The organism is Arcicella sp. GW821-FHT09D11 (assembly GCF_059416265.1).
The window spans coordinates 436,855-461,913 of record NZ_JBWKOV010000005.1 but is presented as its reverse complement, the minus strand read 5'-3'; the positions used below and the strand labels follow the sequence as shown (position 1 = coordinate 461,913).

General features: G+C 37.7%; 21 protein-coding genes. 9 read left to right on the top strand and 12 right to left on the bottom strand.

The window, feature by feature from the left end:
• Positions 1-271 precede the first annotated feature (271 nt).
• The 4 genes from AC07N0_RS17255 (at position 272) to AC07N0_RS17240 (ending at position 3,945) form a co-directional block, all read left to right on the top strand.
• Positions 272-634 carry a hypothetical protein gene (locus AC07N0_RS17255; protein WP_494590166.1) on the top strand — a complete coding sequence of 121 codons (363 nt, stop codon included), beginning with the start codon at positions 272-274 and terminating at the stop codon, positions 632-634.
• An 86-nt stretch (positions 635-720) separates the two neighbouring features.
• A complete protein-coding gene (locus tag AC07N0_RS17250; protein WP_494590165.1) occupies positions 721-2,040 on the top strand; it encodes a PQQ-dependent sugar dehydrogenase in 1,320 nt (439 codons plus the stop codon).
• Positions 2,041-2,046: 6 nt separating this feature from the next.
• Positions 2,047-3,105: a class I fructose-bisphosphate aldolase gene (locus AC07N0_RS17245; protein ID WP_494590163.1), complete on the top strand. Its 1,059-nt coding sequence runs from the start codon at positions 2,047-2,049 to the stop codon at positions 3,103-3,105.
• A gap of 375 nt (positions 3,106-3,480) precedes the next feature.
• Positions 3,481-3,945, top strand: a complete 465-nt coding sequence (locus AC07N0_RS17240) for a hypothetical protein (RefSeq protein WP_494590162.1) — start codon at positions 3,481-3,483, stop codon at positions 3,943-3,945.
• Between the two features lie 75 nt (positions 3,946-4,020).
• On the opposite strand, the gene AC07N0_RS17235 is transcribed toward AC07N0_RS17240, so the two are convergent.
• Complete coding sequence (locus tag AC07N0_RS17235; RefSeq protein WP_492799524.1) at positions 4,021-4,455, bottom strand: KTSC domain-containing protein; 435 nt, start codon at positions 4,453-4,455, stop codon at positions 4,021-4,023.
• A 268-nt stretch (positions 4,456-4,723) separates the two neighbouring features.
• On the opposite strand from AC07N0_RS17235, the gene AC07N0_RS17230 reads away from it, so the two are divergent.
• Positions 4,724-5,335 (top strand): porin family protein, encoded by a 612-nt coding sequence (locus AC07N0_RS17230; RefSeq protein WP_494590161.1) that lies wholly within the window; start codon positions 4,724-4,726, stop codon positions 5,333-5,335.
• Between the two features lie 990 nt (positions 5,336-6,325).
• On the opposite strand, the gene AC07N0_RS17225 is transcribed toward AC07N0_RS17230, so the two are convergent.
• Together AC07N0_RS17225 and AC07N0_RS17220 are read right to left on the bottom strand one after the other, a co-directional pair.
• Complete coding sequence (locus tag AC07N0_RS17225; protein WP_494590160.1) at positions 6,326-7,366, bottom strand: UDP-glucose--hexose-1-phosphate uridylyltransferase; 1,041 nt, start codon at positions 7,364-7,366, stop codon at positions 6,326-6,328.
• A 269-nt stretch (positions 7,367-7,635) separates the two neighbouring features.
• A complete protein-coding gene (locus tag AC07N0_RS17220; protein WP_494590159.1) occupies positions 7,636-8,787 on the bottom strand; it encodes a galactokinase in 1,152 nt (383 codons plus the stop codon).
• Between the two features lie 199 nt (positions 8,788-8,986).
• On the opposite strand from AC07N0_RS17220, the gene AC07N0_RS17215 reads away from it, so the two are divergent.
• Entirely contained in the window at positions 8,987-9,997 is a 1,011-nt protein-coding gene (locus AC07N0_RS17215; protein ID WP_492800017.1) for a LacI family DNA-binding transcriptional regulator, read from the top strand.
• A gap of 329 nt (positions 9,998-10,326) precedes the next feature.
• Here AC07N0_RS17215 and AC07N0_RS17210 read toward each other — a convergent pair whose 3' ends face one another.
• On the bottom strand, positions 10,327-10,968 hold the full coding sequence (locus AC07N0_RS17210; protein ID WP_494590158.1) for an AlbA family DNA-binding domain-containing protein: 642 nt from the start codon (positions 10,966-10,968) through the stop codon (positions 10,327-10,329).
• Positions 10,969-11,042: 74 nt separating this feature from the next.
• Here AC07N0_RS17210 and AC07N0_RS17205 point away from each other — a divergent pair, with 74 nt between their 5' ends.
• On the top strand, positions 11,043-11,912 hold the full coding sequence (locus tag AC07N0_RS17205) for a DMT family transporter (protein WP_494590157.1): 870 nt from the start codon (positions 11,043-11,045) through the stop codon (positions 11,910-11,912).
• 818 nt (positions 11,913-12,730) lie between these two features.
• Here AC07N0_RS17205 and AC07N0_RS17200 read toward each other — a convergent pair.
• The 4 genes from AC07N0_RS17200 to AC07N0_RS17185 all read right to left on the bottom strand — a co-directional run bounded on the left by AC07N0_RS17200 (position 12,731) and on the right by AC07N0_RS17185 (position 17,838).
• The gene (locus AC07N0_RS17200) at positions 12,731-13,897 is read right to left on the bottom strand and encodes an FAD-dependent oxidoreductase (RefSeq protein ID WP_494590156.1); all 1,167 of its coding nucleotides are present in this window, start codon (positions 13,895-13,897) and stop codon (positions 12,731-12,733) included.
• A gap of 28 nt (positions 13,898-13,925) precedes the next feature.
• Entirely contained in the window at positions 13,926-14,681 is a 756-nt protein-coding gene (locus tag AC07N0_RS17195; protein ID WP_494590155.1) for a helix-turn-helix domain-containing protein, read from the bottom strand.
• Between the two features lie 454 nt (positions 14,682-15,135).
• Complete coding sequence (locus AC07N0_RS17190) at positions 15,136-15,426, bottom strand: YrhB domain-containing protein (RefSeq protein WP_494590154.1); 291 nt, start codon at positions 15,424-15,426, stop codon at positions 15,136-15,138.
• A gap of 153 nt (positions 15,427-15,579) precedes the next feature.
• The gene (locus AC07N0_RS17185) at positions 15,580-17,838 is read right to left on the bottom strand and encodes a carbohydrate binding family 9 domain-containing protein (RefSeq protein ID WP_494590153.1); all 2,259 of its coding nucleotides are present in this window, start codon (positions 17,836-17,838) and stop codon (positions 15,580-15,582) included.
• 452 nt (positions 17,839-18,290) lie between these two features.
• Between AC07N0_RS17185 and AC07N0_RS17180 the strand changes: the two genes are divergently transcribed.
• Both AC07N0_RS17180 and AC07N0_RS17175 read left to right on the top strand, forming a co-directional pair.
• The gene (locus AC07N0_RS17180) at positions 18,291-19,379 is read left to right on the top strand and encodes a sensor histidine kinase (RefSeq protein WP_492800009.1); all 1,089 of its coding nucleotides are present in this window, start codon (positions 18,291-18,293) and stop codon (positions 19,377-19,379) included.
• A gap of 245 nt (positions 19,380-19,624) precedes the next feature.
• A complete protein-coding gene (locus AC07N0_RS17175) occupies positions 19,625-20,365 on the top strand; it encodes a LytR/AlgR family response regulator transcription factor (RefSeq protein ID WP_494590152.1) in 741 nt (246 codons plus the stop codon).
• Positions 20,366-20,757: 392 nt separating this feature from the next.
• Here AC07N0_RS17175 and AC07N0_RS17170 read toward each other — a convergent pair whose 3' ends face one another.
• The 4 genes from AC07N0_RS17170 to AC07N0_RS17155 all read right to left on the bottom strand — a co-directional run bounded on the left by AC07N0_RS17170 (position 20,758) and on the right by AC07N0_RS17155 (position 24,991).
• Positions 20,758-22,353 carry a Na+/H+ antiporter gene (locus AC07N0_RS17170; RefSeq protein WP_494590151.1) on the bottom strand — a complete coding sequence of 532 codons (1,596 nt, stop codon included), beginning with the start codon at positions 22,351-22,353 and terminating at the stop codon, positions 20,758-20,760.
• Between the two features lie 215 nt (positions 22,354-22,568).
• Positions 22,569-23,837: a lipoprotein N-acyltransferase Lnb domain-containing protein gene (locus AC07N0_RS17165; RefSeq protein WP_494590150.1), complete on the bottom strand. Its 1,269-nt coding sequence runs from the start codon at positions 23,835-23,837 to the stop codon at positions 22,569-22,571.
• A 49-nt stretch (positions 23,838-23,886) separates the two neighbouring features.
• Positions 23,887-24,561, bottom strand: a complete 675-nt coding sequence (gene rsmI, locus AC07N0_RS17160) for a 16S rRNA (cytidine(1402)-2'-O)-methyltransferase (protein ID WP_492800005.1) — start codon at positions 24,559-24,561, stop codon at positions 23,887-23,889.
• Positions 24,562-24,760: 199 nt separating this feature from the next.
• A complete protein-coding gene (locus AC07N0_RS17155) occupies positions 24,761-24,991 on the bottom strand; it encodes a 4a-hydroxytetrahydrobiopterin dehydratase (protein WP_494590149.1) in 231 nt (76 codons plus the stop codon).
• Positions 24,992-25,059 lie beyond the last annotated feature (68 nt).

Sequence of the window (25,059 nt, the reverse complement as noted above, 5' to 3'; positions counted from 1 at the left end):
CCCAGATAACTTTCTTGGAACAATTTGTAAAAACATTAACCAAAATACAAAGGAACGGTTATTTCATGAAAGCTAATAAGTCCCTCGCTAAGGATAATGGTTGTAAGTTATTGATAGTCAAAGTGTAATAGGCAATTTGTCGTCGTAGTGTATTAAGATTACTATTCTTTTTTATATGAAAGTAAAAAATAGATATTATTTCTATTTTGTCAACAAATTAGGAATATTTATACCAATTTGGATAATTTTTTATATCCTTAAAATAGAATTTATGATGGTGCTTATACCATTATATCTTCTTTTGAATAGTATTTATTATTATATCTTTTGTAAAGACTTTATCATTGAAAAAGATAAAATAGTCTTACTTTCAGCCAAAGCCGAAAACTATGATTTTGATAATATTGTAAATATTGTTTTTGTAGAAAAATCTTGTCTGGTTTATGTAAGTCAAAAGATTGAAATATTATTTTCTGATGGAAGTAAAAAAATAATTAATTGCGACGGATTAAATTCAGACGATGAGTATATCAATTCATTCTATAACAAATATGAGTATATAAAAAATGTGTTCGAAAAAACATACTTACAGGAATCCATTTTGAGTCCTTTAGTAGGTCATAGAGTTGATTAGCAAATTTTAGACACCTATTAATCTCTCTTTCCCCCTATGGCACAGTATTTTAGCTATTCTTGAAGAACATAAAACTAAATCAAAAGATGATGATGTTATTCAAGCTACCACCTTTGTGCCATAACTCCTTCAAAAGAACTTGTTTTTTATTGATAGGACTATCGCTGTTTATTAATTTATCAGCTTTGACTCAGACGCCTCAGCCTGCTACTTTACCTGCACCTTATGCAACCAAATCGACTATGAATTTTAGCAAGGTGTTAGGTTGGAAAAACGGACAAACGCCTAAAGCTCCCGAAGGCTTTATTGTTAGTCGCTTTGCAGATAAATTAGATAACCCTCGGTGGATGTATGTAACCCCGAACGGAGATATATTAGTAGCTGAAAGCAATACCAATCATACCTTAGTAGATAAAATAGGAGGGAAAGTAATAGGGGCAAGTAAGTCAAACAATCAAAGTAAAAGTGCCGATAGAATTACTTTATTGCGCGATACTAATCAAGATGGCATTCCCGATTTACGCACTATTTTTCTAGCGAACCTCAACCAACCTTTTGGAATGTTGATAATAGGAAACTGGCTGTATGTAGCCAATACAGATGCCGTAGTACGTTTCCCTTATCAAAAAGGACAGACCCAAATTATGGGGGAAGGGCAGAAAGTAATAGACCTACCTTCTGGCGACCATCCACGCCACTGGACACGCAATTTGATAGCCAATGCAGATAATACAAAAATCTATGTGTCAGTAGGCTCCAATACGAATGTAGCCGAAAAAGGCATTAAAGAAGAATTCAAACGTGCGGGCATTCTTGAGATTAATCCAGATGGCTCGGGCGAACGCATTTATGCAAGTGGTCTGAGAAACCCTATGGGAATGGGTTGGGCGGTGGGTACAAAAACACTTTGGACGGTAGTAAACGAAAGAGATGAACTAGGCGACGATTTAGTGCCTGATTATTTAACTAGCGTGAAAGACGGAGGATTTTATGGATGGCCTTATTCTTATTTCGGTCAGCATGTTGACCCACGAGTAGAAGAAAAAAGACCAGACTTAGTGGACAAAGCCATTGTGCCTGATGTTCCTTTGGGTGCTCATACGGCATCGTTGGGCTTGGCTTTTTATAATCAAAAAGCATTTCCTAAAAAGTACCATAATGGTGCATTCATCGCCCAACATGGTTCGTGGAACCGTTCTGTATTGTCGGGCTATCGGGTAGTATTTGTGCCATTTACAAACGGAAAACCAAGTGGAAAGCCACAGGATTTTTTGACGGGATTTATGGCTGATCAAACCAAAAACGTTTATGGAAGGCCGGTAGGCGTAATTGTATTACCCAATGGTTCGCTATTGGTGACGGATGATGCGTCTAATACTGTATGGCAAGTAAGCGTTAAAAAATAAGATATTATGGACTTCAAGAAGATTGTTGAACTATTAGGAGATGATGCTGATAAGTTGCTACAGCATGAGTGTACTACTTTTTCAAAGGAACTCTTATACCGCCCTTCACCCGACTATATAAGTCAGGTTTTAGTAGAGAGCAATCGTAGCCCACAGGTATTACGCAACCTTGCTACTATTTTTAACCACGGTCGCTTGGCAGGTACGGGATATGTCTCTATTTTACCGATTGACCAAGACATCGAACACACAGCTGGAGGTTCGTTTGCCAAAAATCCGATTTACTTTAATCCAGAAAATATCCTGGAATTAGCGATGGAAGGGTCTTCCAATGCAGTGGCTACCACCTTTGGGAATCTGGCATTGGTTGCTCGAAAATACGCCCATAAGATACCCTTTATTGTAAAGATAAACCATAATGAATTACTGACGTACCCTACCAAGTATAATCAAATCATGTTTGGGTCGGTTCGGGAAGCTTGGAACTTAGGGGCTACGGCCATTGGAGCTACCATTTATTTTGGTTCGGAAGAATCAAGCAGACAGATTATTGAAGTGTCGGAAGCCTTTGAGGAGGCCCATAGCTTAGGAATGCCCACTATTTTGTGGTGTTATACCCGTAATAATGGCTTTAAAAAAGAAGGTATTAATTATGAAACAGCCGCGGATATTACGGGACAGGCCAATCATATAGGCGTAACGATTCAGGCAGATATTATCAAACAAAAAATACCTGATACGAATGGCGGTTTTACTGCGATTGACTTTTCAAAAAGCGACCCTTTGATGTATTCAGCGTTGACAACAAAGCATCCGATAGACCTTTGTCGCTATCAGGTAGCCAATTGTTATATGGGCCGAATCGGACTAATTAATTCAGGAGGGGAATCTAAGGGAGCGTCTGATTTAGTAGATTCTATTAAGAATGCCATCATTAATAAAAGAGCAGGAGGGATGGGGATGATTTTAGGGCGAAAGGCCTTTCAGCGGACATTTACTGAAGGCGTAGACCTTTTGCATGCTGTGCAAGATGTGTATTTAGCCAAAGAAATTGGCTTGGCGTAGGATAGTTGTTACGTTTTTGTTTTGGTAAGATAATCCTCAAAATAATTTTCTATTAGCTGGTGACTTATGTCCTAACCATTATCCACATCTTTTAAAAAAGTTGAAATGAAGATGTAATTATTGATAAAATTGGTTCAAATAGGCTTAAATCGTCTTTCAAACTGAGGTTTGGTCGCCTCATGTCATAGCCTGACTACGTGAAGCTCTTATCCCTAGCGAGGGACTTAAGTCCCTCGCTAGGGATAAATTCTTTGATTATCAGTGATTTATTTGCTTATGGGTAATCGATAGAACTTAGGTCACCAACTAAGAGAAAGGGAATAAAAATTTGAATATAACGAGATACTTTATTTGTAAAATGTAATTGACACAATCATGAAAATCTCACAACAATTATTCGCATTTGCTTTTTGGACAATATTAGTATCATGCTCAATAAGTTTGTTTGCTCAAACACAAACAGAGCTAGAAGAAAAAGACTCTAAGCAAGTATCAGAACATTATACGATAGCTTTAGAACAAATTTCGTCTGTACAACTGGCAGAGTCTCTGACCAAAGCAGAGTTGTTGGAACACGTACAAAATGCAGGAAAAAATTTGAAAAAGGCAGAGGAGTTTTTTGCTTTAGTAGAAAAATACATAGGCAAAATAGATGCGAAAAGTTCTGCCTGTTTGGCTGTTAAACAATATAATAAAGCAGCAAACGGCTATTATTTAGCGATGGTGAAGGAACTGGAAAAAGAAAAATATAATATTGGGGTTATAAAAGCCCATGCAGTGAAGTTTCAAGATGCCATATCTAATGCTGAAACTGAGCATATAAAGGCTAGAATGATGTAGCAGACCTACTATTAAATGATAACTTTTTCTATTAGCAAGTGACTTAAGTCACCAGCTAATAGAAAAGGAATCTCTTTACTTACTCACATTTCTATAAGTAAAAGAATGAAAGATATGTCTTTTGGCAAATCTTGGCAATGATGGAGCATTAACAAGCTTCACATAAGTATTTTTAGGCACACCGAAATATTCATATACTACATTATCTTGAAAGATGATTTTTAATGTTTCATCTTTATAATCAAAATCTTCAATGATAGAAGTCGTCGTGATACGAGTATACTCTTCTGCATTAGCCAAATGTGTTTCTGGGGCAATACCTACCAAAAGATTATAGGCTTCTATGATTACCTTACTCTTCACCGCGGCTTGTGCCTGTAGGTCCTCGTTATCTTGAATTTTATCAGGATGCCACTCTTTTATTAGATTTCTATATGTTTTTTTTAATTCGGAAAGCTCAGTTGTTTTTGTTGCACCAAATAATGTTCTATAAGAATTGATCTTTTTCATGAATTTATCAAAATGTGAATAACGACATTAAACACCTGTTAATGCTTCTATTATTTTATTCGGGTGCAAAATTACGGATTTATATTTATCGAAGTATAAAAAAGCTTGTTACTCTCTGCATTTTGGGGAATTTTGGGGAATTTCTGTGAACCTCACCCCTTTATTCATAACCAATCATAGCCAAATCAGCTATAAACCAGCAATGGAATAGTATTTTGACACTCTTAAGCGTAATTAATTATCATTCAATTATTCCCTTTTTAAAGTTATGAAAAAGAAAACAAGTTTATTCGTTGTAGCTATCTTATTAGTTACTAGCTTATCGAAAGCTCAAAATTTATCTTTTGGACCAATGGCTGGGGTAAATTTCTCTAATTTATCTTCAACCAATAATACTACCTCTACAAAAACAGGACTCACTGCAGGAGCATTTTTTAACTATAGCAGTAAAAATTGGTTTGGCGTAGGCGTTCAAGTATTATATAATGAAATGGGAGCAAAACTGAAAAACTCGACAGCTTCAATTAATCTAAACTATCTACAAGTTCCAGTTTTATTTACGTACTATTTCCCTGGGGATAATACAGCAGGTTCATTTAGACCAAAGTTATTTGCAGGGCCACATGTTGATTTTTTATTAAGTGCCAAAAATCAAGATGGCAATGATTTGAATCCTGACGGAAAGTATTATTCGAGTGCCGATTTCGGGGTAACCTTAGGTGGAGGATTTAATTATGCACTATCAGACCAAATTTGGTTGAATGTAGATGCTCGTTATGGACTGGGTCTAACAGATGCTACAAAATCAACTACTACTAACAGCATGAACAGAAGTTTTGGTGTAAATGTAGGAGTAAGTTTCCCAATCGGAAATCTCTAATTGTTTAAAACAATATAACAAAAATTCCCATTTTACTCATATTGTGTAAAATGGGAATTTTTGTTTTTTAGGGAGTGATAAATTGTTTGATTAAGATTCAGTGTTAAATATTGTTTCGTAACTGATGGTATACTTAAAGTCATGCTATCAATATTAATTTGTAGAGGATTGCTAAAAGGAGTGGAGACAAAAATCAAATTGCCAAATAGCATACGTTCAATTAATCGCGTGTTTATGATAATATTGTTTAAATTAAGATAATTGGGATTTATAAATTTATAAGATTAATTTTAAACACTATTATCCAAACTAAATATCTTTCGTATATGGCGATTCCAAAGTGCTACAGGTGCTACTACTGTTGGAAGTCAAAAACAAGACTTAAAATATGACTTAGAAGTAAGTAATAATGGGGTAAGTCAGAAAATCAAAAAAACACTCACTTGGATTTTTAACGAAAATGGTTTTGGTACCCTCGCTTGGCGTAGTGTTTTTCACTACGTCAGTGTGATAAGCAATGTTATATTGCAAAAATGTGAAGCATTTATCGTTTTTTGAACTTCCATTACTAAGCGATGCCTTCTAAGAAGGCAATACACACTGACGTAGTAAAAAACACTACGCCAAGCGAGGGTATTTAATAATAAAGGCCGAAAGATAAAGCCACAGCTTTAAATTCGCAATTTGCAAATCGTGAATTTATTGTTGACTACTCACTCCTGTAGAATATTGAACGTTATCACTAGCGAGGGACTTAAGTCCCTCGCTAGTGATAAATAATTGTAAGGCAGTATTTTGTAATAAAAATATAACCATTCAATCCCTAACTCACTAAACAAAAAAAGACCCCACAAAGTGAAGCCTTTTTAAATACGAATCAAAAACCCGTTAGGGATAAAAATGATAATATTTAATGGTTAAGTGATTTTGTAATCTAAATACTAGCAATGACAAATGACAACTCCAAAACTAAAGCTCACATCTCATCGCTCAAAGCTTATAATGCACTTCTGATAAAGCACGCAATACTGTCGCACTTTTTTCAGCGGTGATGTCTCTCTGTGGATTGGCTAGCATTTCGTAGCCTACCATAAATTTCTTGACTGTTGCCGAACGTAAAAGCGGAGGATAAAATACAAAATGCCAATGCCATTCGTCATGCGCTTCGCCATCGGTTGGGGCTTGGTGTACACCAGCCGAGTAGGGGAAGGAGGTCTCAAAAAGATTGTCGTAACGTACAGTCAACCTTTTGTAGGCATTTGCAAAAGCGTCTCTTTCAGCACCAGTCATGTCCGAGATTCTTGCCATTTTACGCTTAGGTACAATCATGGTCTCAAACGGCCAAACTGCCCAATAAGGCACTAGGGCCACAAAATGTTCGTTTTCAAATAATACTCGCTCTTGCTTTATTAACTCTTTTTCCAGATAGTCTGCCAATAAAGAGCGTTGGTTTTTCTGCCAATATTTCAGTTGTGAGATTTGCTTTTTCATGGGTTCATCTGGAATCGACGACGATGCCCAGATTTGTCCATGTGGGTGTGGGTTCGAACAGCCCATTACAAAACCTTTGTTCTCGAAAATCTGAACGTAGTTAATAAAGTCTTTTCCGCCAAGGGTTAGGTATTCATCTACCCATGCATCCACTACTTTTCTGATAGCCGTTTCTTCCATTTCTGGAACGGTAAGGTCGTGGCGAGGGGAGAAACAAATTACTCTGCCCAATCCTCTTTCAGTCTCTGCTCTGAACAATTCGTCTTCTTCAAAACTATGCGGAGGGGTGTCTTCTAACAAAGCCGCAAAGTCGTTATTGAAAATATAAACGTCTTGATAATCAGGGTTTACTTCGCCATTCATCCGTGTGTTTGTCGGACACAGATAGCAGGTTTCGTCGTAAGCAGGGCGGTCGTCGCCCGCTAATTTTTCTACCTGCCCTTGCCACGGACGTTTGGCACGATGTGGCGATACTAATACCCAACTGTCTGTCAGGGGGTTATATCTTTTATGTGGATGTTCTTCAAAAATTGAGTTCATATTTATGCTTTGAGCTTTTTTGCTTTCGGATGTCGGCTTTCGGGTATCGTTTTTTTTATCTGCGTAAATCAGCGGATAAAATCTCTGTAAATCTGCGGGTAAAAGCTTTTTAAAATCTAGTTTCAATTGTTTTTTTACCCGCAGATTTTCGCTGATTTGATTCGCTGATTTTGGAGATTATTAATCTTATTTTAGCTTTGAGTCATCGGAAGTCAGCTTTCAGTTTTTTTACATCTTGTGTCTAATGTCTTGTGTCTAACATCTTACCTCTAAATCACTTCCGTTCCATTCGTCAAAGCCACCTCGCAAGTCACTAAATCTTTTTGGTATTTAGACTGATACACTCTTTTGATTCTTTGTAAAAATGCTGCTGCATTACTTTTCTCAACGATGTTTACTGTGCAACCACCAAAGCCTCCGCCCATCATTCTTGAACCTACTACCGCACTATCCTCACGAGTTTCGTCCACTAAAAAGTCTAGCTCCTCGCACGATACAGCATAATCATGTTGCAGACCGTCATGCGTTTCATACATTTTTTTGCCGAAAGTCGCCAAATCGTTTTGTTCCAAGGCTTCGCACGCCACTACTACGCGGTCTATTTCGCCCACCACATATACACAACGTTTATACACATTTTCAGAAAGACTATCTTTGGCATCTTCTACCATCGTAAGCGTCAGGTCTCTAAAGCTTTTTACGGCTGGATAAATTCCGCCTAAAATCCTCAGCCCTTCTTCGCATTCCAATCTACGGGTATTGTATTCCGAATCACCCAAAGAGTGTTTAACCCCAGAATTGCAAAGAATAATGGTATGGTTGGGTAACGACAACGGAAAATGTTGGTAATCAAGACTTTTACAATCCAATCGAATTACCGCATCTTTTTTACCAAACATCGAAGCAAACTGATCCATGATACCACAATTTACGCCTACAAAATTATTTTCGGCAGCCTTCCCGATTTTTACCATTTGCATGGTTGCTAAACCTAAACCATAGATTTCGTTCAAGGCAAAAGCCAAGCCCGTTTCTACCGCAGCCGACGACGATACGCCAGCCCCCAAAGGAATATCTCCACCAAAAACTAAATCAAAACCCTTGATAGTCTGTCCCGCTTTTTGGATTTCATCCACCACGCCAATTAAATAATTCGCCCAACTGTTAGTAGACTTTTGAATATCGCTGATGCTGAAAGAATCGCTACTTTCTAAATCGTAGGCATATACATTACAGGTGTCATCCTGACGAGGAGCAATGGCAAAATAAATGGCTTTATCGATAGCGGCAGGCAACACAAAGCCATCATTATAATCGGTATGTTCGCCGATAAGATTGATGCGTCCTGGCGCACGAACCACTAGGGAAGCTTGTTTTGAAAATTGTTCTTGAAATTTGGCAATAATATTTTCTGGGTACATCTCTGAGCGTAAAATTAAATTTTAAATCAAAGGACGATATTTTTTAGAAATACTCATTGCCATCATCTACGCTAGGCAATGAAATTAATTGAAAAAGTACCATAAAACCCATTGAAAAGGCATTACAAACATTTGCGCAAATTTTGCACAAACCTCAAAAATCTTCCTAATTTTACAAATCCAATCTCAAAGATGTATCATGCAGAAAAGTCAGGTTACTATTAAACATATCGCTCAAGAACTTGGCATTGCTATTTCTACGGTGTCGAGGGCATTGCAGAATCATCCAAGGATTGGACTTAAAACCAAAGAGCAGGTTTTTGAAGTAGCCAAACGGCTAAACTATGTGCCAAATCCAGCGGCAATATTATTAAGAAAAAACAAAACCTATACTGTCGGAGTAGTCTTTCCGCATTTGCAAGAAGAGTTTTTTTCGCAAGCCATTACAGGTATCGAGGATGTTATTAGCGAAAAGGGATATAACGTAGTAATCAGCCAGTCGAGGGATAAATTAGCACGCGAAAACAGGGCTATAAAGTCGTTTATCAGTAGCCGAGTAGATGGCGTAATAGCCTCCATTTCAGCCGAGACTACCCAATATTACTCTTTCAGGGAGCTAGAAAATTATGGTATCCCTTTGGTGTTTTTTGATAGAGTACCCAAAGATGTGGCCGTCAACAAAGTAAGGGGGAACATCCTTGAAGCCGCCTTTGAGGCTACCTCTTTTTTAGCCAACAAAGGCATCACCAAGATTGCCATTTTGAATGGTCCATCGAATCTGGAGATTTCAAACGAGCGCTTAGAGGGTTATTGGAAAGCCTTAAAATCTTTGGGACTGCCCATCGTTCAGCACTACATTAAATCTACAGATTTGAGCAAAGAAGATACTTTCAAGAAAATGGAAGAGTTGATGGCTTTGCAAGAAAAACCCGAGGCAGTTTTATGTTTCAACGACTACGTAGCCCTGTATGCTATGCAAAGCTGTCGGCAAAATGGCATTGTACCCAATAGCGATATTCACTTTGTAAGTTTTGCCAATTTGCCCATTACGGCATATTTAGATAACCCACCGTTGGCATCGGTAGAACAATTCGCCTACAAAATGGGCGAACAGGCGGCCTTGTTGCTTTTAAAGATAATAGATGCCAAACCCGCCGAAAAACTAATGCCTGAGGAGATTATTATTGATACGGAGTTGGTGGTGCATTAGGGGTTTTCGGCTGTCGGTCTTCGGCTTTCGGATTTCAGCTAGGCAGTCACTCGGCTAAAGCCAAGCGACTGTGAGAAGCGTTCTAATTTTTTTAAAAATCTCCATAAATCAGCGTATCAAATCAGTGAAAATCTGCGGGTAAAGTCAGCTTTCGGCTTTCGGTCTTCAGATGTCAGCATGTGTAGTCACTCGGCAAAAGCCAAGCGACTGCACAGACTGAAAGCTGATTTTTACCCGCAGATTCACGCTGATAAAACCCCGCTGATTTTCGCTGATTAAAAAACCAAAAGCAAAACCCCAAAAAACCTACAGCTTACAGCCAAAAACTATCACCATTTCCGAAGCACAAACTGCGTAGGTTTTTGTCTTGATAACATCAGCAGAATACTTTCGTACGTAAGAGCCTCTAACAATTTGGTAGCCCTGTAGGCAGAAATATTCACCAGTTTAGCATATTCCTTAGCCGTAATTTTAGTGTTCTTTTTCAGGTAAGTAATTAAATACTTTACGTTGGGTTGTTCCAAGATTTGCTTGTTGATGTCCTTGTCCCCAGCCTTTATCATTACTTGTGTCATCTCCTTTGTTACGGGCGTAGTCTCATCATTTGCCCGAACATATACTGTACGATGCTCGTGTTCGTCTATGGCTTCATGCGGTTTATTGACAGCCTCAGTAATATTCACAATCATAATATTGTGTTTGTCTTCCACCTTTACCGATGAATAAACAATATTAATAGCAGGGACTACTAGCTCGCTAGCCGCATAGATTACTTTCGTCATTTCTTCTACTTCCGAACAGCCTTTTATCGACTTATCGTCGTTTACACCAATAATCAACTGTCCGCCAGAAGTATTGGCAAAGGCTGCCAAGGTGCGTGCTATTTTATAAGGACTATCAATTCTACTTTTAAATTCTAATGTGGTAGATTCTTTTTGTTTAAGGATTTCAAATAATTGTTTTTCTGTCATTCGTTTCGCTTATGAGTAAATAATGAACAATTTCGGTAATTTTGGATTATACTTCATACGTTATCAACAATATTTTGAAAACACAAGATTCCGACATTCCTTTAAAGGCTTATCTATACCTCCTGTTGGGCGTTTTTTGTATCGCTTGGTCTGCTATTTTTGTCAAAATGGCCGATGCCCCAGCCCTTACTTCTGGTTTTTATCGTTACTTTTTTTGCTTTATTGGTCTGGTGCCAATTTGGCTATACAAAGGCATCAAAATTCCAGATGCGAACACTGCCCTTTTAATCACTATAGCAGGCTTTTTGTTTGTAGCCGATATGAGTCTCTGGAATCTCTCTATCCTCCGCACTTCTGCGTCGGTGTCAACCCTGTTAGCTAACAATGCCTCGGTATTTGTTGGTTTAGGAACATTACTTTTTTTCAAACAAAAATTACCTAAAATCTATTGGTTTGGGCTGGCAGTGGCGATGGTAGGGGTTTTTCTGGTAGCGGGCAAAGATATTTTGCAAAATCCTAGTGTGGGTTTCGGGCATTTTATGGCTATAGGTGCCGCTGTATTTTATGCAGGGTATATGCTCATTACCCAACGTATCAGAGGGAAGGTCGATACCGTTAATTTTATGGCATGGTCGCTAATAGCCTGTTTGATTTTCTCATTTCTTACCTGTTGGCAACAGGATTTAAAAATGATACACTTCAATCAAACTACATGGATAGCCTTTGTGGGTTCGGGTTTAATCTGCCATTTGGCTGGTTGGCTTTCTATTAATTATGCCTTGGGCTTTATCCCAGCCGCCATCGTGTCGCCCACCTTACTAATTCAGCCAGTACTTACGTCGATTATCTCTTTTTTCTTGTTAAGCGAAATCCTAAGAACCGAACAAATTATTGGTGGACTGATTGTATTATGTGGTATTTATTTGGTTAATAAAAAGAGCTGACTTTAAGAGTTGTGAGGGTTGAAAAATGAGTGATTGAGTGATTTTATCCTAAACCTGTATTCTGTGGCACACAGAACATAAGTTTAGGATAACGCAGTCAGCGCTCTTCGGGATATTCCGAAGGACACCTCGAAGTACGGATAGAAAGGATTTTATACCTTATTTTACTAACAAATACGAGCGTGACGCTCTTCTTCATTTTGGGTCGTAGGAAAGCGTACGACCAGAGGGAACAACGCTTTAAGATTGGAGAAGTTTTAAATAACTCAGAAAAAAAATCTTTTATTTATGATGATAAAGGTAGGGTTGATTAGGATTTCACTACGTCAGAGTGTCAGGCGTTCTTAGAACGCAACGACAAAAGAGTGTGATTGGTCAAACTTATAAAATGCGTTGTATTTTTGCAATGTAACATTGCAGTTCACACTGACGTAGTAAAAAACACTACGCTAAGCGAGGGCTACCCATTTACCACTTTCAATCAATTTAATGAACACGGAACTTTCATAAGATGAAAAGCCGTCTGCTCTCATAGGGCTGCGTCTGTAGAACTTTCTTCTGTTAATCCAGTAACGAAGTCCCAAGCCTGTAATCAAAAATATTATCCCTATAACTAATGATGAAACTATATCCTCACATTTTTAATTTTACAAGTATAAATTTAAGAAATATTGATGAACCTATAAAATACACGTATGCTAAAACGCTATAAATAGAAAACGGCTTACCACAGAGATAAGCTGCTTTCTGCATCTTCTGCGCTTGGCGGTTCGTTGTTTTTGATTGCCTGTGCAGTGTAATTTCACCTCTACCGTCTTTTATTCTCCCATTTCTTTAAAAAGATTAATCAGTTTTTCTTGGGCATTTTCACTGTGCATCCATTCAATCATTTCAAATGATGTTTCGACTTCTTCTGCGGCTCGTTGACGCATTGAGGTTTCGTAGGTAGCAATGGCAGTTTGTAAATCGTCAAATTTATTATTGGTAAGACACTCACATAATTCAAGTGCATCAAGCATTGCCAAATTTACACCTTCACCAGACGGAGCCATAATATGAGCTGCATCGCCAAGTAATGTGATGTTGGATTGTGCTTCCCAAGTTTGGTTGATAGGAATACAATATTGCGGACGTATAAGCATAGGTACATCTACATTTTCAAATAACTCAAACCATATGCTGTTCCATTCTGCAAATCTATTTCTAAACCACTCATTTAGTTGTATTCTATCTGAAAAAATGACGCGGTTGTCTTTTGCCCAATTTTCGTCCATTTTGCTGCTGATATAAAAGTCAATGCTGCCATCGCCTTTAGCCGATATGTGCAAATATTTTCCTTCGCTATGCGTATAAATTTTTCCGCCTTTCAACAATTCACATATACGTGGTGCTTTTGCTTTGGCGTTTTCAACGTTTCCTTGCAGAATGGTAATGCCTGCATAAGAAGATTGAATTTTTGTTACAAAAGGGCGGATTTTAGAATTAGATCCGTCAGCACCAATCACAACATCTGCTAAAGCCGTTTTGCCGTTCTTAAATGTGATTTCCCATTGCCCCGCAACCTGTACCATACTCACAAAATGACTGTCCCATACAACTGTATTGGAAGTAAGGGAATTTAATAACATATCACGCAAATCGCTACGGTCAATTTCGGGTCGTGCATCGGGACTGTCAAAATTGATTTCTGAAACTCTTATTTCGTGTTCGTCAAAAAGGATATTTCCTGCTTTATCAATCACACGCCCTTTTTCTGCTCCGATTCTGTACCTGGTTTTGAATACGTCAAGCAAATTTGCCGATATAAGAGCTTTTAATCCCGAATTTTCGTGCAGGTCAAGCGTTGCGCCTTGTGTCCGCACGTTGCTGTTCAAATCCCGTTCATATACTTTTACATTCACTCCTTTTTGTTGAAGCAAACGAGCTAATGTTAGTCCGCCCGGACCACCGCCAACAATGGCTATTACTTTGCTTTTCAGTAGCATAATCTTGTATTTTAAATCCAGTACAAAATTATCTCTGTGTCAGCGTTGACAATAGTATAAATCGGTCGTTTTTATGTCTAAATAAATCTGTCGGTACAGCGCCAGAAAATTTCTTTACTTGCTTAATGAAATGGTTTTGGTCTGCGAAATCAAGTTCAGGGAAAAACTTTCCTTTTGCAATATGTTCCAAAGATGATCTGAAGCGCAGAATGCTACAATACGCCTTTAATGAAAGTCCGAACTGCTGATTAAAATAACGATTTATTTGACGACTACCCCAAAATACCTTTTCCGAAAGTTCTTTCACGGTTATTTCGCCTTTTGAAGCATAAATCAATTCAAATAATTTTCGTTTTCTGCTGTCCATTTCTTTCGGTAACAACGACTGAATCTTTTGTGAAACCTTTCGGCAAAACTCATTAAAATCGTTTAAGTCTTCCGCACTGAAATCCCAAAAATCATTTGGCAAAGGTTTTCCTTTATCCAATAAATCGGCAATGGAAAAATTAAAAATATACTCAATTGCGGGCAGTTTAAAACCAATAGCAAAAATCAAAGTTTTTGGAGCAACTTCCACCTTGTCGGGTTGCGTACCAATACCTAAAATACCAATAGTAATTGGTTCTGATGCAGATTTCGATAAAAACAAATCAATTCGTCCGTCAGGCAAAGCGATGGCTTCTTCTGGATATTCAGATGAGTTTTGTAATGCCCAAAAACCAGCGACAAAATCGGCAAGTGAATTGTCAGGATTAACGAATTTGTACTGCAAGCTGTTGTTCATTCTGTTTGTTATTTATTAGGACGCAGATTTATGGCTTCCTTTTAAAATTGCAATTAATTTCATTTAAAAGTTGAATTAAGTTACAGTTAACATCAGGGTGTTTGGGTAGATTATCTAAGATGGATTTAGTATTACTAATTTATACAATATTGATGTATTACAGCAATCTTAAAATGGAAAATCCAGCATAATTGTAGTTAAATCTTTAATAAAAAACAGCTTATCGTTATGGTAAGCTGCTTTCTCTCGCTTGGCGTAGTGTTTTTCACTACGTCAGGGTGTCAGGCGTTCTTAGAACGCAACGACAAAAGGGTGTAACTGGTCAAACTTATAAAATGCGTTGTATTTTTGCAATGTAACATTGCAGTACATCGTGACGTAATGAAAAACACTACGCCAAACGAGAGGGATAAACTTTGTTTAAATGATAAACTTAAATTGTAAGAAATTTTCTTCAAATTTCACCTCTATTATACTTTTCCAAATAATATTCTATTGGATATGCTGTTCCTGTTTCTATTATAGTCTCAGATATTCTATTAATAATTATTGGAGCATTCCCTGCCAAATATGCACTCATATTACTTGTCGCTAGATATTCTTTCGAATTGTAAAAGAAAACCCAACCGAATGTTTTTTCAATTGTTTCGCTTTCTATTATTTCATAAACTATCTCATCATCTTGTTCAAGTTTTTTATCTAAAAAAACTTGAACTCTATTTTTTGCGTCTTTATAGTTTATCATTTATTTCCTGTTGGTAAATGCTATACAACTATTATCAAATATAACTAACACTGGTCTTAGGCTCTCCTAAGACCCAAAAGGAAAAAGAGCGTCACGCTCGCATTATAGCAATTATTGGTATTATTATCACCATAAACAGCAGATAACTTATCATCAAAACTGCTTCAAATAAGAAAGCTTCGCTATCAAATGTAGCTCATGCTGACGTGCCAGTTCGTTTGTCGTGATTCTGGTTAGCCCATCGTTTGATAATTGGGTACGGTAGTCGTTGAAACCACGCTGATTGAACACCAAATACAAGAATGACAACGGTTGGTATTCCCATGAAAAACGGATATTCCAGACATCAAAATCATTCGTAGAATTGTGCTGGTAAAACCCAATTAATTGTACCCTCGGGTTTAACGCAAAACGCCCCGATAGGGTATATAATTGAGTACTCCCAGAAGCCTTTTCTGTCCCCAAATTGCTATAACTATTGTTGGTAAAGCGCGCTTCCATAGAAATATGCGGAATCGGGGCAAATCTAAATGTTGAGGAAAAAGTAGTTAATGAGCCATCGTAATATTTACCAATTTCCACATTCCCTGAAATTGATACTTTTTTAGACCCATCCGTTTCCCCAAATATCATGTAACGATTGTACCTAAATTTCCCACTTGGAATAGCTACTTTAAAAAACGATAGCGTATCGCTTCCATCGCTATAGTCAATCAACTGATAAAAGTGATTGCTGAAAAGACCAATACCTCCGCCATTTTGGAAGGTAAACCATACAGGGTTAGTACTCCATTGTTCTTCAACCAATTTGCCTGTCGTGGCCGAATAATAATTCAGGTAATATCCGCCCGGTTCAAATGCCCTGATAAAACTAGGCAGCCATTTCCCCCGATTCAGCCAGTAAAAACCTGCCGAATTTTCAACCACATCTGGACGAGCCACAAAACCCATCTCAGGGTTAAAGGCCTTGTTGTTAATGTTTTGCGTAAGCCAATATATCCACGATATTCCCTTGTGTACCAATTGATAATGCCCTGCCAAGCCTGTTTGACTTTCGTGGCTAGATTTAGACAACATCGCCATCGTATTCACGTTGGTACTTTCGTTGATACGGAAGAAACCATCTGCCGAAGCCGTGATATTAGCATGGTCGCTATCGTTTTTCAAAGTAGCAATACCCCCAATTCTATTTTGTTTGCCTATATTTTGCGAGTATCTCCCTACTACAAAATCCGTAGCAGAATAGGCATCATTCCCTTTCTGGCGAACATACATAAAACCCGTATTGCTTTTGGTAGAACGGTTTACCAACCTAGCACCTACCTCAATCGGCACAGGATTTCCATCATTATCTAACCCTATTCTTCTACTGAAAAAGGGCTGGATACGTTGCTGACCGCCATAAAACTCTTCGATAGGGCTAAGTCCCGCAGCAAAAAGAGAGGCATTTTCTAAGAAAAACTGTCGGCGTTCTGGAAAGAAAACCGAAAGCCTAGATAAATTATTTACCTGTCGGTCGGCATCAGCTTGGGCAAAATCGGTATTATAGGTCAAATCCAGTACGGTGTTGGGCGTAATGGCCCATTTTATTTCACCACCCAATTTTACTTTAGAGCCATTGCTTTGGTCATAAAACTCCGAGCCATTGTATCTATCTTCCGAAATCAATAAATAGGGCTGAAATCTAATGTTGGGCTTAGGTGGCGGAGGCAATATTCCCGATAATTTTCCTGCATACTGCATCCTAGCAGGCGAAAAAGCACGTGGCAGAGCCGACCAAATGGTTTGCTCGTTACTCATGCGTCGCATTCTAAAAAAGTTAATACCCCATGTATTCGCTTCAGTGGTACGCTGATAGCGTAAAGTTTGCCAAGGTATCGCAAACTCAGCAATCCACGCGGTATCATTTCGGGAAGTACGCACACGCCAAAGCCCGTCCCAGTCGTCGTCAAACACTTGATCGTCGAATGCCAGCAAGTCTTTTTGCGAACCATACGGATTGGTCATAAAAATCATCGCATTGCGTTCGTCATTAAACCCATCAATAGAAATACCTACTTGGTCGCTTCGACCAAAAGTAAAGTCACGCTGAAGGTTAGTCACACGTAATGCCTGTTTGCCCAGAGGCTCGTGCAGGATAGCCGCGACATATAAATAATCAGCATTGTACACAAGCTTGAAAACAGACTTTTGCGAAGCTGGTTGTTTCTGAAGAGGTTCTACTTGAACAAAGTCTGTGATAGATTGAGCATTTTTCCAGACAGATTCGTCTAGTTTGCCATCAACCTTGATAGGATAATTGATAAATGTAGCCTGAGTTTGTTTTTTGATAGAATCAGGTAAGAAAATCTCTTGGGCTTTTAGGAAGCAACTACCCCAAAAAAATAGTAATAAAGCGTAAAAATAGCGCATAAAAATGATTGAAAATAAAGAGGTTCGTAATTTTCTAGTAAAGGTGTAAGGTACACAAAAATTAGGGACACAGCAAAGCCACGTCCCTATACCCCTTAACCAAATTAATTATTATCTTACTTATAAAAAGTATCTTTTTGAGAAGAATATTGCAATAAAACTCCGCAAGAAAAACGTTTTTATAGCGTTTCTATACGGAGTTTTTTAAACTTTTCTACTATTTATAATGGGTTGATGAATTGTAATTCAAAAATTACATCCTGCAATTAAGTTGAAAATATGGTATAAATTTAGATAAATTCGCCAAAAAACCGTAAATATTCGACCAATAACGTGAAAAAAGCAGGATTCTGCATATCAATATTGTTATACTGTTTATCGAAAAGAATATCTTTTTACTAATTTTTTGTATAAATTTGATAAACCATCTTCTCAATCAATATCTAAAAACCGTGCAGACAACAGCTTCATTACCCCATAGAACCGCTTTTTTTACGGATCTTTCCGGAAGAGGAGTCCTTAGCCATCGTTGGGCTTATCATTCTCTTTTCTGGATAGTGCTGAGTTTATACAATATTTTGTATTTCGGCTTTTTGATGAACAACTATACTCAGGCTATTTTTGAGTATTCCATGAAGTTCCCGTTTTATTTTATATTGGTCTATGGTAATATTTATTATCTGATTCCCCGCTTTCTATTAACAGGTAAATACGTCCAATATTTTGTGTTTTTGGTGCTAGCAACCCTTGTGTCGGTGGCTATTATCCAGACGCTCATCAACCATTTGATACTGATTAATTACTGTCCAGTGGGCTATCGCCCCAATGCTTTATTCGACCCTAAGCCTACTGCCAAAAGAATGTTTGATACGTTTTCTGTGTTGGGAGTTACTAGCGGTATTAAATTGACGAAAGACTGGATTGATAATCAGGAAAAAATAAAGGAGTTGGAAGGGCAAAGTGTAAAAAATGAATTAGAGTTTTTGAAGTCGCAGATACAACCGCATTTCTTTTTTAATACGTTAAACAATTTGTATTCGCTTACGATTAAAAAATCTGATTTAGCACCAGAGGTAGTAGTAAAACTATCGGGATTGATGAGCTATATGTTGTATGAGTCTGACAGCCATGAAACAACTCTCAAAAAAGAAATAGAGCATATCCAGAATTATCTGGACTTAGAAAGTCTACGTTTCGGCAAACGCCTGAACCTTGAGTTTGAAATAGAGGGCAGTACCGAACAGCGAAAACTACCACCATTGTTGTTATTACCGTTTATTGAGAACGCCTTTAAACACGGTACGTCACACGAAACAGGGATTTTAGATTTAAAAATAACGCTAAAAATCATCAACGGAAAATTGCTTTTTGTAGTGGTCAATCCGCGATTTGATAATAACACTAATCGAAAAAAACACAAAGGATTAGGACTCAAGAATGTTCAGCGACGATTGGCCCTGCTTTATGGGAATAATTACGAGTTGAATATACAGCCTACTGAAAATCAATATGTTATTTCTTTGTTTATTCCTTTGAAATAAGACGTATCGGTATAGCTCAGTTCCATTCTTCTTTTATTAAAATATTAAAACCGTGGGCTGTGGCACACAGAACACAACCAGCATTCAACTCCTTTCTATTAGCGGGTGACTTAAGTCACCCGCTAATAGAAAATGATTTTTAGGATTATATTATCAAAAGAAGTTTAGCACATTGCATAAGAGGTTTTTACAGAATAATATTTGAGGATATTTTTATTTGAGATGACCACTTAGCTTTACAAAACATGAAACTAAAAACGCTAATAGTAGATGACGAGCCACTGGCTTTGGATGTCTTAGAAACATTTATCGAACGCATAGATAGCCTTGAACTAGTGGGGCGTTGTGAAAACGGTATTCAAGCATTTAATTACCTCAAAAAAGGTGATATAGATTTACTTTTTCTGGATATTGAAATGCCTACTTTAGACGGGATGGAGCTATTAAAAAGCCTTCAAAATCCCCCTAAGGTAATTATTACTACCGCCTATCGGGATTATGCCGTTGAAAGTTTTGAGCTTAGCGTGGTTGATTATTTACTAAAACCTATTCCTTTTCAGCGATTTGTAAAAGCCGTAAACAAAGTAGTTCCTCAGGAAAATGAAGGTAGTCAGCCAGTCACGACGGGTAGTACTCAGACTAGTGTCAGCGAACGCCCCGAGGCTATGTTTATTAAAGTAGACAAACGCATTGTAAAGATCAATTTTGCCGATATTCTATTTATAGAGTCGCTGAAAGATTATATCAGGATTCATACATTGGCAGGAACATTTGTAACCTATCAAACCATGAATGGGATAGGGGATATTTTACCTGTCGAGCAATTTGCTCGCATCCATAAGTCATTTATTGTATCTATTTCAAAGGTGACATCTATCGAAGCAGGCGATTTAATCGTTTGTGGCAAAAGCCTACCTGTTGGTAGAAGCTTTAGAGATGGTATCTTGGAGAAAATTTATAAAACAGGGGTTTTGGCGGTGAAGTAGAAGATTTGAGCTGTAAGCAATGAGCTTTTTTGTGCCCACATCTGGTCGTAGGCTCTCCTACGACTACAAAGATAAAAGAGCGTCACGTTCGAAATCTTATAAATAAATGCTCATTCTTATCCCTAGCGAGGGACTTAAGTCCCTCGCTAGGGATAAGAATGAGCATAGGACTTAATAGCCTTTTAGCCCTTGTTGGAATTATCTCCAACAAAATAGGCGTAAGCAACACGCCAGCTGAATAGTCTATTTTTGATTTTTGTTGCAGAGTTGCTTACGCTTGAATGTTGGTGATAAAACCAACAAAGGCTGAAAATTTCGAGCGAGACGCTCTTCCATGTTTTGGGTCTTAGGAGAACCTAAGACCAGTAAAGGTCCTCCTAAAATCCTCCCTACTACACCATTTTTGCCCTAACCTTAAATTCCTCTATATCAATTAAAGACTGGTATTTTCGGATTAATTCTTCGTCAAATTCATCTTTTAGGTTTAATGTATTTAGCAGTGTGCGTTGGTCTTCGAGCATCTCAAGGTAAATCGTCTGACTATTTGTTCCTGCAAAAACTTCATCACTTTCGCTATGTTCTATTCTTTGGGTCAAAAAACTTAGTTCAATCTTAAATTTTTCATACAAATTATTTAAATGTACATTTTGTAAACAGCCCTCACCGTACTTTTCTTCTAAAAATAATAAAGAGTTTTTAGCAATTTTCTTTTGAATAATTACTTCTTGATCATCTTCATTGATGTTGTGATCGCTGATATATACTTTTTTTATTATCCACGGGAGAGTAAGTCCTTGAAACACCAAGGTTACTAAAATAACAATAAAAGTTATGAATAGAATTAAGTTACGATGCGGAAAAGGCAGCTCTTCGTTAATAAGTAAAGGTATCGAAAGGGCAGATGCCAACGATACTACGCCTCGCATGCCAGCCCAGCCAAAAATAAAAGGTATCCTCCATCCAGGATTTGAGTCTGCTACGGTAATAAACCTACTCATAAAACGAGTAGTGAGTGCAGCCCCCATTGTACATATTAATCGAGTAAAAATTATCACTACCGAAATAATAATGCCATACCCAATCGCTTTACCTAGACTTACTTCGCCAAGTTGGTTAACGACAGTAGGTAACTGAAGACCGATCAATAAAAAAACAAAACAATTTAGTACAAATACTAAGTTTGTCCATACATTCTCGCCTTGAATCCTACTCATGTAAGTAAGCGTTTTTTGGCGTTTGCTAGATAAAAAAAGTCCACCGCTTACTACAGCAAGCACCCCTGAGTAATGAAAGCTTTCAGCAAAATAATACATGCAATAGGGTGTAACGAAAGTCATAACTATTTCGATATTGGATGTAGTGGGCAACCATTTGTAGATACCATAAAAGATAAGCCCTATCAACACACCAATTAGCAAGCCCATTACAACGACCATAAAGAAGCTTTGAGTAGCCTCCTTAATATGAAATTGTCCTGTGATAATAGTTGCCAAAGCAAAACGAAATACAATCAACGACGAGGCATCATTCATCAAGCTTTCGCCTTCACAAATGCTTATGAGCATTTTGGGAGCTTTTACTTGCCTTAGAATGGTTGATGCAGAAATAGCGTCGGGAGGAGAGATGATTCCTCCTAATAAGAAACCAAAGGCTAGACTAAATTCAGGAATGATGGCATTTGATACAACAGCAATTACACATGATGTGATGATGACTATCGGAAAAGCAAAACTTGTGATGACACGTCGCCATTTCCAAAACTCTTTCCATGATATTTGCCAAGCAGCATCATAAAGTAATGGTGGTAGGAAGATAAAAAAGACCAGGTCGGGCTCAATCGTTATAGTAGAAAATTCTGGAATAAAACTAAGTACCAGTCCACCCAATACTAGCACGATGGGATAGGCCAAACGAAGTTTATTCGCAATCATTACCAATGCTAAAATTATCAGGATAAGATAAATATAATCAAAGAATAAATGTTGCATACCAATGTTGGGTGAAAGTGAATCTATAGTAAAATATTCCTAGCGAGGGACTTAAGTCCCTCGCTAGGAATAAAGGATTGAATTTAACAGCTTTGCTTTAGAGAAAAGATAACTTATGACCAAAATGTCATTAAATACTAACCCATTCTATTAGCGTATGACGTAAGTCATACGCTAATAGAATGGGCTTTGAGGAGGCTCACACAAGCAAGAATTTACTCCAAAGTATGCTCTTTATGAATCACTTCCAAACGACGTCCTTTAATGATTTTACGGAATTTAGTTTGGGTCATTCTATGTTCTCTTTCGAAACCAGCATGATAAAATGCTCTTATGATAAGGATTAGTACCAGTAAAGTAATATCCCACGAGTATTGTACGGCAAAAAATAAACCCATTGCTAGGAGCAAGCCAATAAACATAAAATAATATCCATACCAGTAGCTACCATTACGCTCGTGAGTCAGTAAAATAATAGGAATATGGAGAGGGAAAGCCCACAAAAGGTTTCTGTTATCGTTAGTTACACCGTGGTCGGTACCAAACCACAAGAAAAGTAATAACCAACCGATGAGTCCTGCTATCGAAAAAAGTACTTTATCGAAAGCATATCCTTTTTGTCGACGTTGCCAATGCTGATATGTTTTATAGCCTGTAAATATCAATACCAACAATAACCAGAATCGAGGCGTTAGGATGAAAAGAGGCTCTTCATTGATAGGTGTGGTACTATACATGGGGTTCTCGGAACGAACTAAAAAACGCAAAACGTGGTGTGTCATCCTTTTGGCAGCACGCATACTTTTTTGCAAGTTTTCAGGCAAGTAACAAGATTTAAACTGTAATATTCTTTCGTCGGCAGGAGCCCCCAACGCAATGTTCATCCCTAAGGCAGACCAGTAATGATGTTTTCTAATTAAACACTTATTCATCCACTGACGATAAGTACTGTCGTTCATTTCGGGAATATTCTGTAAATGCACGCTATCAGTACAAGCCACCATCATGGCATCGCGGACACGGGTTGCACAGTTATCATAAAAGAATTTGTACATATAAGTCCGCGTTGCAGGATTATTGTAGGTTTCTTCGAGATTATTGTACACAGTTTGCTTTTGTGCAAGCGATAAGTCCAGTACCTGCTCAGTCATATTACGGTGCTGTTCCAGATAATACCGTTGGTAGGCTGGCATTGGCGCATACGACATCTTGTAAGGGAGCTGTCCTTTTACAAATTTCCAGTAGAAGTTCTCCGTTTCGAAATCATATATGCCAAAATTATAAGCCTTATCTATTTGATTAACGGGGTCGTAAATCCATAAAAGCGTATGCCCAAAAGCATCGTTTAGCTCATTTCCAGGCTCTACGGTAATCAAACTTACTTTACTGTTTTCAGATAATGTTTGAGCTTTTACCAACACAATTGTAGAAATGAGGATGGCAAAAACAAGTATTAAATGTTTAAAATAAGAGAGGTATTTCATTGATTAGTTTGGATTTGGGATGAATTTTCCCTCTAAAATAGTAATTTTTTTATGCTTTACCACCAACTACAATCACAATTTCACCTTTAATAGTATTTGGATTGGTCTGATAATGCAACAAAATTTCAGCCAAAGTTCCCCTGATGTTTTCCTCAAACACCTTAGTCAATTCACGAGAAACACATGCCTGACGCTCAGGATTGAGGTATTCTGCTAGTTGTTCAAGGGTTTTTAACAAGCGGTGTGGCGACTCATAAAAGATAATTGTTCGTTCTTCTTCTGCTAAATTTTTCAGTCTGGTTTGCCTTCCTTTTTTATGGGGTAGAAACCCTTCAAACGTAAAACGGTCGGCAGGTAAGCCCGAGTTTACCAAAGCAGGCACAAAAGCCGTAGCCCCTGGCAAACATTCAACCTCGATGCCTTGTTTTAAGCATTCTCTGACCAACAAAAAGCCAGGGTCAGAAATAGCAGGTGTTCCTGCATCTGATATCAAGGCTAGTACTTTGCCTTCCTTTAATAATTTAATAATGCCATTGGTGCCGTGATGCTCGTTATGGGCATGGTGTGCATACAAAGGCTTTGAGATATTCAAATGCTTTAGCAATATGCCAGAATTTCGGGTGTCCTCAGCCAATATAGCATCAACAGATTGTAAAACTTTTACTGCTCTGTAAGTAATATCATCCAGATTGCCAATGGGCGTTGGAACAAGGTACAATTTCATAATGTTTTTTTTTATTCAATCAGTCTTTAACAATCCTCAATCTCTAGCGAGGGACTTAAGTCCCTCGCTAGAGATTGAAGTGTTATTTATTTCTTATTTTGTTGACCATTTTAGATTATATAAACCTCAAAAAATCTTTTCTATTAGCAGGTGACTTAAGTCACCTGCTAATAGAAAAGATTAGTCCTTACCTTTTATTTCAGACCAATGAATCAATAGCCTTGGCTAATTTATGGTCTTTTTCAGTCACAATATCACCCTTATCGTGGGTATTCAATTCAATACTCACTTTATTATAAACATTCGTCCAAAAAGGGTGATGATTTTGTTTTTCAGCCAATAAAGCCACCCTAGTCATAAAGGCAAAAGCTGCTGAAAAGTCATCAAAAAGAAAACTTCTTTTCAATTTATTATCTTCTTCTATCCACATAACAAAGTTGTTTAAAAATGTGTGAAGCATTCAAAATACCTGAATACATTGTAAAAGTACAATAGTTT

Bases quoted from the DNA above. Each gene is read 5' to 3' on its own strand.
- AC07N0_RS17200 (WP_494590156.1), bottom strand. From the start codon at position 13,897: ATGCTACTGAAAAGCAAAGTAATAGCCATTGTTGGCGGTGGTCCGGGC.
- AC07N0_RS17165 (WP_494590150.1), bottom strand. From the start codon at position 23,837: ATGAAATACCTCTCTTATTTTAAACATTTAATACTTGTTTTTGCCATC.
- AC07N0_RS17170 (WP_494590151.1), bottom strand. From the start codon at position 22,353: ATGCAACATTTATTCTTTGATTATATTTATCTTATCCTGATAATTTTA.
- AC07N0_RS17250 (WP_494590165.1), top strand. From the start codon at position 721: ATGATGATGTTATTCAAGCTACCACCTTTGTGCCATAACTCCTTCAAA.
- AC07N0_RS17185 (WP_494590153.1), bottom strand. From the start codon at position 17,838: ATGCGCTATTTTTACGCTTTATTACTATTTTTTTGGGGTAGTTGCTTC.
- rsmI (WP_492800005.1), bottom strand. From the start codon at position 24,561: ATGAAATTGTACCTTGTTCCAACGCCCATTGGCAATCTGGATGATATT.
- AC07N0_RS17230 (WP_494590161.1), top strand. From the start codon at position 4,724: ATGAAAAAGAAAACAAGTTTATTCGTTGTAGCTATCTTATTAGTTACT.
- AC07N0_RS17220 (WP_494590159.1), bottom strand. From the start codon at position 8,787: ATGTACCCAGAAAATATTATTGCCAAATTTCAAGAACAATTTTCAAAA.
- AC07N0_RS17255 (WP_494590166.1), top strand. From the start codon at position 272: ATGATGGTGCTTATACCATTATATCTTCTTTTGAATAGTATTTATTAT.
- AC07N0_RS17175 (WP_494590152.1), top strand. From the start codon at position 19,625: ATGAAACTAAAAACGCTAATAGTAGATGACGAGCCACTGGCTTTGGAT.
- AC07N0_RS17195 (WP_494590155.1), bottom strand. From the start codon at position 14,681: ATGAACAACAGCTTGCAGTACAAATTCGTTAATCCTGACAATTCACTT.
- AC07N0_RS17235 (WP_492799524.1), bottom strand. From the start codon at position 4,455: ATGAAAAAGATCAATTCTTATAGAACATTATTTGGTGCAACAAAAACA.
- AC07N0_RS17225 (WP_494590160.1), bottom strand. From the start codon at position 7,366: ATGAACTCAATTTTTGAAGAACATCCACATAAAAGATATAACCCCCTG.
- AC07N0_RS17210 (WP_494590158.1), bottom strand. From the start codon at position 10,968: ATGACAGAAAAACAATTATTTGAAATCCTTAAACAAAAAGAATCTACC.
- AC07N0_RS17245 (WP_494590163.1), top strand. From the start codon at position 2,047: ATGGACTTCAAGAAGATTGTTGAACTATTAGGAGATGATGCTGATAAG.
- AC07N0_RS17155 (WP_494590149.1), bottom strand. From the start codon at position 24,991: ATGTGGATAGAAGAAGATAATAAATTGAAAAGAAGTTTTCTTTTTGAT.
- AC07N0_RS17215 (WP_492800017.1), top strand. From the start codon at position 8,987: ATGCAGAAAAGTCAGGTTACTATTAAACATATCGCTCAAGAACTTGGC.
- AC07N0_RS17240 (WP_494590162.1), top strand. From the start codon at position 3,481: ATGAAAATCTCACAACAATTATTCGCATTTGCTTTTTGGACAATATTA.
- AC07N0_RS17190 (WP_494590154.1), bottom strand. From the start codon at position 15,426: ATGATAAACTATAAAGACGCAAAAAATAGAGTTCAAGTTTTTTTAGAT.